The sequence below is a fragment of the Bacillus kexueae genome (assembly GCF_022809095.1).
In the GTDB taxonomy this organism is placed as follows: Bacteria; Bacillota; Bacilli; order Bacillales; family Aeribacillaceae; genus Bacillus_BZ; species Bacillus_BZ kexueae.
This window is the reverse complement of sequence record NZ_JALAZE010000001.1, coordinates 34,813-47,455: the sequence shown is the minus strand read 5'-3', so window position 1 is coordinate 47,455 and position 12,643 is coordinate 34,813. Positions and strand designations below refer to the sequence as shown.

General features: G+C 36.5%; 18 protein-coding genes. 12 read left to right on the top strand and 6 right to left on the bottom strand.

Translation table 11 applies throughout. The features are described from left to right. Window positions 1-3 precede the first annotated feature (3 nt). From ML543_RS00265 to ML543_RS00250, 4 genes are all read left to right on the top strand, one after another. Complete coding sequence (locus ML543_RS00265) at window positions 4-786, top strand: serine/threonine protein kinase (protein WP_243385127.1); 783 nt, start codon at window positions 4-6, stop codon at window positions 784-786. Then, window positions 773-1,543: a sporulation protein gene (locus ML543_RS00260; protein WP_243385126.1), complete on the top strand. Its 771-nt coding sequence runs from the start codon at window positions 773-775 to the stop codon at window positions 1,541-1,543. The genes ML543_RS00265 and ML543_RS00260 overlap by 14 nt, the downstream gene beginning before the upstream one ends. A gap of 280 nt (window positions 1,544-1,823) precedes the next feature. Then, window positions 1,824-2,432 carry a phosphatase PAP2 family protein gene (locus ML543_RS00255; protein WP_243385125.1) on the top strand — a complete coding sequence of 203 codons (609 nt, stop codon included), beginning with the start codon at window positions 1,824-1,826 and terminating at the stop codon, window positions 2,430-2,432. 70 nt (window positions 2,433-2,502) lie between these two features. Then, the gene (locus ML543_RS00250) at window positions 2,503-2,814 is read left to right on the top strand and encodes a YodL domain-containing protein (protein ID WP_243385124.1); all 312 of its coding nucleotides are present in this window, start codon (window positions 2,503-2,505) and stop codon (window positions 2,812-2,814) included. A 249-nt stretch (window positions 2,815-3,063) separates the two neighbouring features. Here ML543_RS00250 and ML543_RS00245 read toward each other — a convergent pair whose 3' ends face one another. Then, window positions 3,064-3,207 (bottom strand): hypothetical protein, encoded by a 144-nt coding sequence (locus tag ML543_RS00245; protein ID WP_243385123.1) that lies wholly within the window; start codon window positions 3,205-3,207, stop codon window positions 3,064-3,066. Window positions 3,208-3,361: 154 nt separating this feature from the next. On the opposite strand from ML543_RS00245, the gene deoD reads away from it, so the two are divergent. Together deoD and ML543_RS00235 are read left to right on the top strand one after the other, a co-directional pair. Continuing rightward, window positions 3,362-4,066 carry a purine-nucleoside phosphorylase gene (deoD, locus tag ML543_RS00240; protein WP_243385122.1) on the top strand — a complete coding sequence of 235 codons (705 nt, stop codon included), beginning with the start codon at window positions 3,362-3,364 and terminating at the stop codon, window positions 4,064-4,066. 352 nt (window positions 4,067-4,418) lie between these two features. Beyond that, window positions 4,419-5,204: a M15 family metallopeptidase gene (locus ML543_RS00235; RefSeq protein WP_243385120.1), complete on the top strand. Its 786-nt coding sequence runs from the start codon at window positions 4,419-4,421 to the stop codon at window positions 5,202-5,204. A 54-nt stretch (window positions 5,205-5,258) separates the two neighbouring features. Here the strand turns inward: ML543_RS00235 and ML543_RS00230 are convergent, their stop codons facing one another. The 3 genes from ML543_RS00230 to ML543_RS00220 form a co-directional block, all read right to left on the bottom strand. Next, on the bottom strand, window positions 5,259-5,522 hold the full coding sequence (locus tag ML543_RS00230; RefSeq protein WP_243385118.1) for a hypothetical protein: 264 nt from the start codon (window positions 5,520-5,522) through the stop codon (window positions 5,259-5,261). Between the two features lie 79 nt (window positions 5,523-5,601). Continuing rightward, window positions 5,602-6,303: a class I SAM-dependent methyltransferase gene (locus tag ML543_RS00225; RefSeq protein ID WP_243385117.1), complete on the bottom strand. Its 702-nt coding sequence runs from the start codon at window positions 6,301-6,303 to the stop codon at window positions 5,602-5,604. Between the two features lie 116 nt (window positions 6,304-6,419). Continuing rightward, complete coding sequence (locus tag ML543_RS00220) at window positions 6,420-6,692, bottom strand: hypothetical protein (RefSeq protein WP_243385115.1); 273 nt, start codon at window positions 6,690-6,692, stop codon at window positions 6,420-6,422. A 318-nt stretch (window positions 6,693-7,010) separates the two neighbouring features. Between ML543_RS00220 and ML543_RS00215 the strand changes: the two genes are divergently transcribed. Next, window positions 7,011-8,387: a S41 family peptidase gene (locus tag ML543_RS00215; RefSeq protein ID WP_243385888.1), complete on the top strand. Its 1,377-nt coding sequence runs from the start codon at window positions 7,011-7,013 to the stop codon at window positions 8,385-8,387. A 43-nt stretch (window positions 8,388-8,430) separates the two neighbouring features. Here ML543_RS00215 and ML543_RS00210 read toward each other — a convergent pair whose 3' ends face one another. After that, window positions 8,431-9,057, bottom strand: coding sequence for a nitroreductase family protein (locus tag ML543_RS00210; protein ID WP_243385114.1), 627 nt, complete (start codon window positions 9,055-9,057; stop codon window positions 8,431-8,433). 141 nt (window positions 9,058-9,198) lie between these two features. On the opposite strand from ML543_RS00210, the gene ML543_RS00205 reads away from it, so the two are divergent. Then, window positions 9,199-9,510 carry a winged helix-turn-helix transcriptional regulator gene (locus tag ML543_RS00205; RefSeq protein ID WP_243385112.1) on the top strand — a complete coding sequence of 104 codons (312 nt, stop codon included), beginning with the start codon at window positions 9,199-9,201 and terminating at the stop codon, window positions 9,508-9,510. Window positions 9,511-9,607: 97 nt separating this feature from the next. Next, window positions 9,608-9,865 (top strand): hypothetical protein, encoded by a 258-nt coding sequence (locus tag ML543_RS00200; RefSeq protein WP_243385111.1) that lies wholly within the window; start codon window positions 9,608-9,610, stop codon window positions 9,863-9,865. A 122-nt stretch (window positions 9,866-9,987) separates the two neighbouring features. Here ML543_RS00200 and ML543_RS00195 read toward each other — a convergent pair whose 3' ends face one another. Then, window positions 9,988-10,437 (bottom strand): spore gernimation protein GerT, encoded by a 450-nt coding sequence (locus tag ML543_RS00195; RefSeq protein WP_243385110.1) that lies wholly within the window; start codon window positions 10,435-10,437, stop codon window positions 9,988-9,990. A gap of 106 nt (window positions 10,438-10,543) precedes the next feature. Here ML543_RS00195 and rarD point away from each other — a divergent pair, with 106 nt between their 5' ends. The 3 genes from rarD to ML543_RS00180 all read left to right on the top strand — a co-directional run bounded on the left by rarD (window position 10,544) and on the right by ML543_RS00180 (window position 12,437). Then, complete coding sequence (rarD, locus tag ML543_RS00190) at window positions 10,544-11,464, top strand: EamA family transporter RarD (protein ID WP_243385109.1); 921 nt, start codon at window positions 10,544-10,546, stop codon at window positions 11,462-11,464. 14 nt (window positions 11,465-11,478) lie between these two features. Continuing rightward, window positions 11,479-11,739 carry a metal-sensitive transcriptional regulator gene (locus ML543_RS00185; protein ID WP_243385108.1) on the top strand — a complete coding sequence of 87 codons (261 nt, stop codon included), beginning with the start codon at window positions 11,479-11,481 and terminating at the stop codon, window positions 11,737-11,739. Window positions 11,740-12,179: 440 nt separating this feature from the next. Then, a complete protein-coding gene (locus tag ML543_RS00180; protein ID WP_243385107.1) occupies window positions 12,180-12,437 on the top strand; it encodes a hypothetical protein in 258 nt (85 codons plus the stop codon). Window positions 12,438-12,643 lie beyond the last annotated feature (206 nt).

Here is a 12,643-nt window from a genome sequence, read left to right as displayed (position 1 = left end):
CAATTGTTTGAGAAAACACACCGACCCAACTCAGTCGTTCGTAACTACAAAATCATTCAAATGCTCGGGATGGGGAGTTATGGAATTACGTATTTAGCAGAAAACGAGCTTACTAGGGAAAAAGTCGTACTGAAGCAATTGCGAAAACGAGCACTGAAAAATGGAAAGGGCCTTCAATCGTTTCGATATGAAAAAAATATATTATTAACTTTAAATCACAGTGCGATTCCGAAGTATATTGAAGATTTTAAATGGAAAAGAAACTATTTTATTGTCATGGAATTTAAAGAAGGTCGTACATTTGAACAAGAAATTTTTGAAAACAAACAGAAATATTCCGAAACAGAAGCGTTTCAATATTTAATGAAGGCTTCATCTATTGTAAAATATGTACATGAAAAAGGAATTGTTCACCGTGATTTACGCATACCCAACCTATTAATTCATGAAGGAGAAATTTTTGTCATTGACTTTGGACTTGCTCGAAACCTTCATGATGACGATCAGCGAGTAGAAAACTTTCCAATCGAAAAGCAATTAATGCGTGAAGTCAAAATAGAAAGTGATTTTTATGCACTAGGTCATTTTGTGCTCTTTTTACTTTATTCTTCTTTTGAGCCAAAAGGAATAGAGAAAAGCTGGGAGGATGAATTACCTCTTTCTGAAGAGGCTAAACGGGTGATTCGAAAATTATTAATGATAGATCAAGCATATCAATCAGCAGAGGAACTCATACAAGATATTCAAATAAATGTACTGGGAGGAAAACAACATGTCATTCTTTAATAAAATTTTTGCAAGTATCGGAATTGGAGCGGCAAAAGTCGATACCAAGCTTTCCAAAAACTCGTACCGTGCTGGTGAGGTAGTGGAAGGGATTGTTGAAGTTGTCGGAGGAAATGTCGAGCAAAAGATTGATGAGATTTATTTAACTGTCTTTGCCACATATGTAAAAGAAATTGATGACCAAAAACATACGAAGCAAGCTGAAATTACAAAAGTAAAACTAAATGAACCGTTTGTTATTACAGCGAACGAAAAGAAAGAAATTCCGTTTACTTTTCAATTACCATTAGATACTCCGATTACTAAAGGAGCATCACGCGTATGGATTCACACTGGCCTTGATATAAAGGGAGCAGTTGACCCAGCTGACCGTGATTACATTGAGGTAATCCCGACAAACGTTGCCACTTCGATTTTTCAAGCAATTGATGAACTAGGCTTTAAGTTGCGTCAAGTTGAAAACGAAGAGGCGCCATATCGATTAAGAAAAAGACTTCCTTTTATTCAAGAATTTGAATTCTATCCAGTTCAAGGTCCATTCCGAGGAAAGCTAGATGAATTGGAAGTAGTTATGTTTCAATTGTCTGAAGAACAAGTAGAAGTCATTTTAGAAATCGATCGACGCGCACGTGGTTTTGGAGGATTTTTAGCAGAAGCTTTGGACATGGATGAAACGATCGTCAAACTTACAATTAACTCAAGCGATCTATCGAATGTACGATCCATGCTTCAAGAAGTGATTGAACAGTATAGCTAACGAGATGAAAACGAGAAGGCTATTCATTGCTTTCTCGTTTTTTACATACAATATTTTTTAATACGAATTAACACATTCTTACTTTCTAATCTAGGTAATAGGGAAGAATGACCCCCACTGGATCACGTGGAAAGTTTCAGTTCAAAGAGGGGCATGCTGTTAAGGCTCGCCATCCTTCCCGAAAGGAAACTGTCTGAAGCGTTGTAGTATGTTCTGATAAAAAAGGCTGTATAGTCAACAATGTGTACGAAAATAGCTTTAAAAATTAAAGGGGATACATATGAGAAATCAGATATTCATTATTTTGTTTATAAGCTTTTTTGCTCTAGCATTATGTATTCAGCATCCATCCGTTCAACACTTTGATGAACAAGTTGTGTTATTAGTTGAAGAGTGGCGCACTCCTTTATTAACCACTTGGATGATTTTCTTTACATACGTAGGTTCCATTAAAGTGATGGGGCCCATTACCATGCTTCTTGCTTTCATTTTTCTTTTAAATCGGAAATTAATCGAGATTGTATTTCTTTTCATGACATTTTTTTCAGTACGGTTAGTAAACACGTTCTTGAAACTTTTATTTGAAAGGGAACGACCTAGCTTTGATCGAGTTATGGAAAGTGGGGGATTTTCATTTCCGAGTGGGCATGCAATGAATTCAATAGCCGTATTTGGATTTATATTAATTTTATTGCTTCAGATAACTAAAAATAAAATTGTAAAAGTTTTGATCACCTTCATGGTCGTTATACTAGTCTTATTTATCGGTTTAAGTCGTGTGTATGTTGGAGTACATTACCCGACTGACATCCTCGCTGGCTTTTTTGCGGGAGGAAGTTGGTTGTTAATTTTGGTTGCGTTTTACAATAAAGTTCGACAAAATCTATAATTTTTTTACAAAGGAATCTCGGTTGAAAAAGCTAATTATTAGTAATAAGAAGTAGGCCGGGAGGGATTAGATGGTTTCAGTTTTTAAATTTAAAAATAAAGTGTCGGAATATGATGTAACCATTTTTCAAACGCCCAATTATCGGGATGAAAAAGGATATCGAGCTGTTTATCGTCTACTGGTCGAAGCGAAAAATCATGAGCAAGCATTGTATGAAACCTTTCGAACGTTTAATATTCCAGATGCAATGCCTGATGATTATGATGCCAGATACTTAGGGACTGGGGATATCGTCTTAATTGATGAAGGGAAAAGGGGACAGACGTATTACCAGCTACAGCCGGGTGGATGGGTAAAGATTAATCGGATTCATGTTAGGTAGCGAAAAACCTCCGAAAAGATGAAAAATCTTTTTGGAGGTTTGTATGATGGGAACATATCGTAAGGTTCTTGTTGTTGTTACAGAAAGTTTAAGTTCAATAAAGTGTTAAAGGATTCTCTTTACCGTTTTAGCTCAAACCATCAGCTCGGATCGCTTCGGTCCTGCTGTGCCGACGGAATCCACCTCGCAGGTCCTCCAGCGCCCTTCGCCTAAGGACTTGCGCTTTGCGCTTTTCTTAACCGTAAGTATCTACAGGTTATGCCCAGGGCTATTTTTACGTTTCGTAGCATCTTGCTCTTTATGATGCGCCTCTTGCTCAGCCGAAATGATGTTTTCAGGAACATGGTTGTTTTTCTTTTGTTCGTTTATGCGATTGCGATGCTTTTTTCCCATAAAATCACCTCCACTAATATAGTGCGACCTTAAAAGCGATTTCATCCTTTCGAGAAAAAATTTTTCATTCAATCGTTCAGGTTATTTATTAATTACTTGAGATATGATAAGATTGTTCATGCTTTCATTTTTTACGTAATAAGGAGGACAAAAAATGAGTGTACATATTGGTGCAAAAAAAGGAGAAATTGCGGAAACGGTCTTACTTCCTGGAGATCCGTTACGAGCTAAATATATTGCGGAAACATTTTTAGAAGATGTGACATGCTATAACGAAGTTCGCGGTATGTACGGTTTTACAGGTACATATAAAGGAAAACGTATTTCTGTACAAGGAACTGGAATGGGTGTACCTTCTATCTCTATTTATGTTAACGAATTAATGCGAGAGTATGATGTAAAAACGCTAATCCGTGTTGGATCTTGTGGTGCAATTCAAAAAGATGTAAACGTTCGTGACGTCATTTTAGCAATGTCTTCATCTACTGACTCACAAATGAATCGTTTAACATTTGGTGGGGTTGACTACGCGCCAACTGCAAACTTTGAGTTATTAAAAAATGCCTATGATGCGGCGAAAGAGCGTAATATTGATGTAAAAGTTGGAAACGTATTCACAGCTGATATGTTCTATAATGACAATGCTGAACTTGAAAAATGGGCTCAGTATGGTATTCTCGCAATCGAAATGGAAACGACAGCTCTTTACACGTTAGCTGCGAAATTTAACCGTAAGGCACTATCTGTCTTAACAGTAAGTGACCATGTATTAACAGGTGAGGAAACGACAGCTGAAGAGCGTCAAACAACTTTTAACGAAATGATTGAGATTGCTTTAGAAGCTGCGATTAAAGAATAATACACCATACATTGTTAAGCACGGAGAATTTCCGTGCTTTTTTGTTGTTACAGAAAGTTTAAGTTCAATAAAGTGTTAAAGGATTCTCTTTACCGTTTTTTTTTGGTGTGTAGCTCCAAGCGCCATCAGCTCGGGTCGCTTCGGCCCTGCTGTGGAGACGGAAGCCTCCTCGCAGGTCCTCCAGCGCCCTTCGCCTAAGGACTTGCGCTTTGCGCTTTTCTTAATGCTTCTTTTGCAGATAATATGAACAAGAAGGTTTTCTAGTATAGATTCTTTATTTTCGGTACCACTAAAACATGATACAATAAGTGCCATAATGTATATTGATCGTAAGTTTAAAGGTGGGCGAAACATGAAGAAAATAGCCGTAGGAGGCGCGGTCCTTTTGTTGCTAACAGGATGCAGCATCTCAAAAGAAGAACAGCCACAACAATCAGAAGCAGTGAATGAAGAACCAATACAACAACAAGAGGAAGAGCCAGTAAACCCGGACTTTCTTTTAGAGTCTGTTTATTTTAACGAAGTAAAAGAAGTCGATGGGAAAGTGACCATTCAAAATCCAGATAACATATTGGTGTTAGTAAACAAAGATTTTTACTTACCATCGGATTATATCCCGAGTGATTTAGTTAGACCGAATATTCCGTTTTCTTTTGGAGATTTAGATATTCCGAAGAGTTATATGAGAGCAGAGGCGGCAAAAGCTGTTGAACAACTTTTCGAGGCTGCGAATAAAGATGGTATTCAATTATTCGGCGTTTCAGCGTATAGACCATTTGAATATCAGCTAGGACTTTTTAATATGGAAGTGCAAGATAAAGGAGAGGAAGTAGCAGCGCAAGCAGTAGCTCAACCAGGTCAAAGTGAACATCAAACAGGATTAACCATAGATGTGACAAGCGCAAGTGTTCAATATGCCATTACACAACAATTTGGCGAAACAAAAGAAGGGAAATGGCTTGCAGAGCATGCGCATGAATTTGGATTTATTATTCGATATCCAAGTGGGAAAGAAGAGATTACGAAGTATCAATACGAACCGTGGCATATCCGTTATGTTGGTATTGAAGTCGCTTCAATTTTATACAAGTACGAGATCACATTGGAAGAATATTTTCATCAAGTAAAAGAAATTTAAAATAAAGAGGGATGGCAAGCGTGCGCCATCCCTTTAAATAGTTTTATAATAAGTTTACCAGAAGAGAAGTCCTCCAATGGCAACACCTGCAATAAAGGCAAGCCCAATTCCAAATGGAGCACCGTAGTATCCTCCGTAGTAACCACCATAGTACCCAAATCCGAATCCTCTAGGTCCTCTGGATATATAAGGTTGAATAAAAACGGTATCTCTCGTGACACGCGTAATTCTTCCTTCGTGAAAACCGCCACGACGGTCTTGAATTCGAACGTGTTTACCACGATAACGACAGCATAAATTATACATATTTTGTGGCATTTTATTCCCTCCTTCACATGTATTCATAGTTAGACTATGTCCAATGAAGGAAGGATGTTTGTACAAATGTCCAATCCTATTACTTTTTGCAAATAAAAATCGTGTATGACAAGCAATCTTTATATTTCATGACAAGTTGTTCATGTGTTGCAAGATATTGAAAATAGATGTCGTCAATCGTGTTATTCATATTCAATTCAACCATTGGTTGATCGTGAATAATCCAATCATCTGGGTGAATAACATCTAAAACATGAAATTGTTCTTTTTGGAAAGCTGAAATCCACTCATCATCTGTTAAGAATTGTGCAAACCCATAAAAGCGTTCTAATTCTGTTTTGTCTTGAGACGATAATGGCTCACTGATTGTCATTTCAATTGCCATTAAATACCCTCCATCATCTAATACTTTATAGATAGCAGGAAGAGATTTAGATATGTTAGTAAAGGCTAAAACTGATTCACATAAAGCGACGTGAAAAAATTGGTGAAGGGAAGGAAGATCTTCAACATCGATATTCAATAATGTGACATCTTTCTTATCTTTCATTCGCTCTTTTGCTTGTTTCACCATTTGTGGATGTGAATCAATGCCGGTTACAGTATGACCTAAATCATGAAGAATTTGTAACGTTTGACCAGTTCCGCATCCAATATCCACGAAAGAACATTTTCTTTTCAACTTTACATAGTCAAGTAAGTGTTTTGTTATAGGTAAACCGCCTGGATGAGCACTACTTATTCCAAATGCAGCCAACATGTTTAAATAGGGAGATTCCATTGATGAATTCCTTTCTTTTCACAATTTATATAGTATATGCAAAAGAAAGTTTAGTTGGTCAATCATTTGGACAACGATGAAAAAAGGGGCAGTCCTTTTCAGACAGCCCCTTCGGTTTAAATGGATTTTAATAATACATGCTTTTGATATATATCTTTCATCTTATTTTGAACAAGTTGAGAAAGTTGAACGGTATAAACATACTTCAAAGCTGGTTTTATAGCTAAACCATTAATAAACCATTTGATTTGTTTAGAAACGTACGTTTCTATTTGATTTTGATAATAAAAAACTTTCGTTTTAATTTTTTGATGAATATCAGTAGTAAGTTCATAGGAAAAATGAATAAGCTTGTATTCAATTTCTTCCATATAATTTTTAATATCCATCTACATCACCTACTTTGTAACTTCTCTGTAATATTAAATTTACAAAAAATTTAGAAAATAATCAACTGTTTTAGTATAATTTAAGAAAAAAGTTGGATTTTTGTAAACTTTGTAAACTTTTGCCTAGAATGTATTATTCAATAGCAAGAACAAGTGTGAAAAATAGTTCTTTGTTTGAAATTTTATTATTTTTTCTTAGTAAAGGTATATGATTAAAATAAAACAATAAATTCCAATTGAAAAATACTTTCATTATTGACGGATACAATGATGTTAGCCATAATGAATACATGAAATGAAGGTGGTGTTATTTTGTACATAAGAAAGAGAACGCTGTTCATATCCTTACTCATATTAGTTAGCGCAACAGTTTTTACAACCTTAATGGTCATTCAAGCAGGACCAAAAGTTGTGTCCAGTCAAGAAACATACGAAAAATTAAATGAAGTGATGGACATCCTCGAGAATCAATATGTAGAGGATATTGACCAAGATTTATTAATTGAAGGGGCCATTAAAGGGATGGTCGATTCTTTAGAAGACCCTTATACAACTTATATGGATAAAGAGGAAGCAAAAGGGTTTCATGAAACGATATCTTCAAGTTTTGAAGGTATAGGAGCAGAAGTGACAGAAGACAATGGCAAAATTATTATAGTCTCTCCAATCAAAGGTTCTCCTGCTGAGAAAGTAGGCTTAAAACCGGAAGATCAAATTTTAGAAGTCGATGGAGAAAGCATCGAAGGGCTGACAGTGAATGAAGCTGTCATGAAAATTCGTGGTGAAAAAGGGACTAAAGTTGAATTAACGATAGAGCGTGCGGGTGTAGGTGAAATGACCGTCACCATCACTCGTGACACCATCCCGATAAACACCGTGTACACCGATGTTACGGAAGATCGAATTGCAACCATTCAAATCACCCGCTTCTCTGAAAATACAGGGCAAGAGCTCGCAGAAGCCTTAATCGATCTTGAACAACAAAACATTCAAGGTATTGTTTTGGACTTAAGACAAAATCCTGGTGGCTTAATGGATCAAGCGATTGCAATGACGGATATGTTCTTAGAAAAAGGGAAAACGATTTTAAAAGTAGAAGATAAAGATGGGAATATTGAAACATATAAAGCATCGAATCCGAAGGTAGTAAACTGGCCGGTTGTTGTATTAACAGATGGAGGAACAGCTAGTGCGGCAGAGATTATGGCTGGTGCTTTACACGAATCAGCAAACATACCAATTGTAGGTGAAACTACTTTTGGAAAAGGAACGGTGCAAAATGCCCAAGAGTTTGAAGATGGAACATCCATTAAGTACACGATAGCAAAATGGCTTACTCCTTTAGGAACATGGATTCATGAAGATGGCCTAAAGCCTCAATATGAAGTTTCGCTTCCAGACTATGCCCATATTTCTTACTTAGACCCTACTATAGAAATTTCACAAGGGGATTCTTCAAATGATGTGAAAACAGCAGAAGAATTGTTTGAAGCGATTGGTTATGAAATGGAAGTAGATGGTTTCTTAGATCATGATGAAGTAGAGGTTATCGAAGCGTTTCAACAGGAAAATGAACTTGAAAAGTCAGGGATATTAACAGGCAAGACAACGGAAGTATTACTTGATCTCGTAAGGGAAAAAATTGCAGATAATGATACGCAGTTAAAGAAAGCATTTGAACTGTTGCAAAAATAATAAGAAAGCGGGGATTTCTATGAGAATAGATCCCCGCTTTTTTTTATAACCAAGTAGACATTTCTTGTACAGGAATGCGGCTACTTTTGTGAGCTTCTTTTGCAGCTTTTCCTACTGTAATGAGCATTACTGGAACGTAACGGTTACTAATATCAAATTGTTCAACTAATTGTTGGCTGTTAAAGCCACCGATTGCACACGTGTCATAACCTTTCGCTTTCGCGGCTAACATAAGCTGCATAGCTGCAAGAGATGCATTTGAAAACGCAGCATCACGTGCATATTGATCGTTTTGATATGCGCCATTGATTTGAGATGCTAACGTTTCTTTAATTTCCTCGGTCATGTAACCATGCTCCACAAGTGGACTATAGACTGTTTCAGCATTTTCATTGGCTTTTAAGTCACCTAAAATGCCAATAACAACAGAAGATTCAACGATTTGATTTTGGTTATAAGCGATCGGTAATAATTTTTTCTTTGCTTCATCTGTATGGAAGACAACGAAATGCCAATGTTGTAAATTCCATGCAGATGGGGCTTTTGATGTAATCGTTAATAATTCTTCTACTTCTTCTTTTGTCATTTTTGCTGTAGAATCATAATGGCGAACGGAAGTACGTTCCTCCATTACTTGTAGTGCATCTTTTTCCATTACATTTGTAGACATGTTAAAACCTCCAAGTTGTAAATATAAGCTTTAGTCGCTATAATATAAAATATAAACAGACTCACTTTTTGTAAGTCACTATTTATTATTATCATATTTTTCATAAACGTCAAGAAAAATGCAGTAGGGGATGATTGGTACATGGATAAGCTCTGTCCAAATGTTGAGCGAGCTTTTTCCTTATTGGGAAAACGATGGAATGGTTTAATCATTTATGTGCTATTGAAAGGGCCAAAACGCTTCAAAGACCTTACGGAAAGTATCCCAGGAATTAGTCAAAAAATGCTTGCTGACAGATTGAAAGAGTTGGAAGAAGTGGGAATCGTTAAACGAAATGTGTATCCTGAAACACCAGTCCGAATTGAATATGCTTTAACCGATAAAGGTCAATCGCTTGAAAATGTAATGATGGAAGCTCAAAAATGGGCTTATCAATATCAGACAGAATGCTGAAGTCGTAAGTTTATTTGGTTTTTTAGGACGAACGCCCATTCCAAATAGTCTATAGGTGAATACCCTTTAAAGAAAGAACATTTGAAAGGGTGTTTCGATGTATCCGAGATATATGCGTAATCCAGGAGGTCCCGGTTTTCGTCCGTTTTTTCCAATTGGGTTTCCTTTTATCGGTGGGTTTCTTGGAGGTTTGTTAGGGAGTGCGATCATTCGTCCGCGCCCACCATACCCCTATCCACCACCGTATCCACCATATGGAGGTGGACCATACCCACCACCGCCGCCGCCATACCCACCATATCCACCGTATGGACCAGGACCAGGTGGGCCTTATGGAAGTGGGGGGCCGTATTAAAGAGAGGTTTTAGTTCTACCATAGGAAGTTATTGATGCGAACAGTGAAGTAGTATGTAAGTTACCACATGTAACAAGGAAATGATCATGATAAAAAACTACCTGTACAGAACAGGTAGTTTTTTAAGGGGTTATTTCAATTTCGGTATAATCAACATCTTCCATCTTCGTTAATTGAATTTCTAGCGTTTGTTCTTTAATAAAGGCTTTTGTTCCTTTACGACGAACGGGGGCAGGGAGCATAATCTTTTGAAACTCCACTTCCGAACTTTGGATAATGTGTAACGTATGATGTGTATGACGAATTTTTATCGGATGATTTTCATCGCTTAGAGGGACTTTGACAAACACATATTCACTCGTTTCAATGACATCAATCGGTAATTCTTCAACTTTTGTTTCTTCAGAAACTTGATTGTCATCTTCACGCATGATCATAGAAGGAGAGAATGATTCACCAAATACTTGAGTCATCACATCGTTGACATACTTTTCGACATCTTTTGGATTCATGTTTTTAAGCATATCATTCATTTGAAAGGGGAAGTTGGAGGATTTATTCCAAGGAAACATTTTATCCACATCCTTTTTAGGTGAAATAGAACGTAATCACACTACTATATGAATTCTATTCGTAAATGTTCATCACAATATCATATGAAATAGAGGTGCTTTTACTATGATCGAGGAAAAACAAGGTGTTTTTTACATGGCACTAGCGTACATTTTGTGGGGAGTGTTTCCGCTTTATTGGAAATTTTTGGAGGAAGTTCCTTCAGAAGAAATACTAGCTCATCGAATTATTTGGTCATTTGGATTTATGATCATCTTACTTATTTTCACTCGCGAGGTCCGCAAGCTTCTTGGACAAATTACAGAAATATTGAGAAAACCGAAATTACTTCTATACTTATTTTTATCGTCGGTGCTAATAAGTATAAATTGGTTTGTCTACATATGGGCAGTTAATCATGAAAGAGTTTTAGAAACAAGTTTAGGCTATTATATTAATCCAATCGTAAGTGTGTTTTTAGGAAAACTTTTTTTGAGTGAAAAAATGAACAGAGGTCAACAAGTTGCATTTATGCTTGCTGGAATTGGAGTTCTTATTTCAGCATTCGAATACGGGAAGATTCCGTGGGTTTCCTTGTTGCTCGCATTAACGTTTGGGTTTTACGGTTTAACGAAAAAGATGACAAAATTAAAAGCTTCATTTAGCTTAACGCTCGAAACTTTATTTGTTTTACCAATTGCCATGAGTTACTTTATATATATTTCGTCAAATGGAGAAAGCGCCTTTTTAATCAGTGATATGCATACCGTCTTATTACTCATTGGTGGAGGGATTGCAACGGCCATTCCATTGCTATTATTTGCGAGCGGTGCAACAAAAATTCCGCTCTTTATGATAGGTGTCTTACAATATATCGCACCGACGATTACATTTTTTATTGGAGTTTTCTTATATCATGAACCATTTTCGGTCTATGACTTCTTTACATTCTCGTTCATTTGGTGTGGTATAATTGTGTTTACATTAAGCCAAATGAACGTTAAAAGCAAATGGAAATGGAAGAAAGCTAAATCATTCCATATGTAAAAGGAGAATGCGCTATGGAATATACACAACAAATGAAGAATCGGATAAAACGAATTGAGGGGCAGCTTCGCGGCATTTTGAAAATGATGGAAGAAGGGAAGGATTGCCGGGAAATTGTGACGCAAATGTCGGCAGCTCGAAATGGATTAGACCGAACGATCGGAGTCGTCGTAAGTGCCAATTTAGAAAAGTGTGTCCGCGACCAAATCGAAAAGGGTGAAGATACAAAACATCTAGTTGAAGAAGCGGTTCAATTACTTGTGAAAAGTCGATAATCGAGCAACTGTCTCCCTTCAACAGCAGGGATAAGGAGCCGTTGTGAAGAACTTTAAAATAATGCATAAGGCTCACCTAATTTAGGTATACAATAATTATCTTATGTAAACAACAAGGGATAAAATTTATAATCATCATAAGTGGAATGAGGAGCCTTCAAAGTGCTCCTTTTCGCATTTAAAGCCAAAGCTCTTTTCTAAAAGATTGTTATTTTTAGTATGTATTAAACACATTGATCACGATTATTTTCTTTAAGTAATGAAGCGGAGGGCACTTGATTCCTGTTGGATGTCGAGGAAAACAAGTTATCGGGAGTATAATGGTAAGTATTCATTCTAAAAATGGCTGAAAAAACAGCAAAGCATACAAAAACAGCCAAAGCAAAATTTTTTACTTATGCATCTAAAACTTTTACAATACGAAGGAGAATACGTTGGATATGAATGAGTTGTTAAAATCTTATCAATCCCTATGGTCGAACAGATCCTTAAAAGAGGTACACAATGAAGAATTTACATTGAAAGATATTATTAAAGCTGAATTATTGGATGAGAAGACTCACCCACGTTTACGAAAATCACCTGAAGCAAAATTCGTTCAAGCTTCAAAACGGATTGTCTATTCCAACTTGTCCCATGAAGAAAAACTGCAGTTATTATTGTTGCATCATGAAGTAATAGAAGAAATTCGTTCTTGATACGGATGGGTAGTTAGTCCCTTTTAACCTTTCGAAAACGAGAAAGTCTGAGATTGAACAAGAAAGTTATAAGGTGTTGAAAGACCATATTATAGAAATGCAACATGAGTCTTGGCCATGTCGAATACTAAAAATTATCGGTACATAAATTCAAGTCGTTATCCCGTATTCATAACGAATATGTTAAAGGTCGTGGTTTCTTTAGA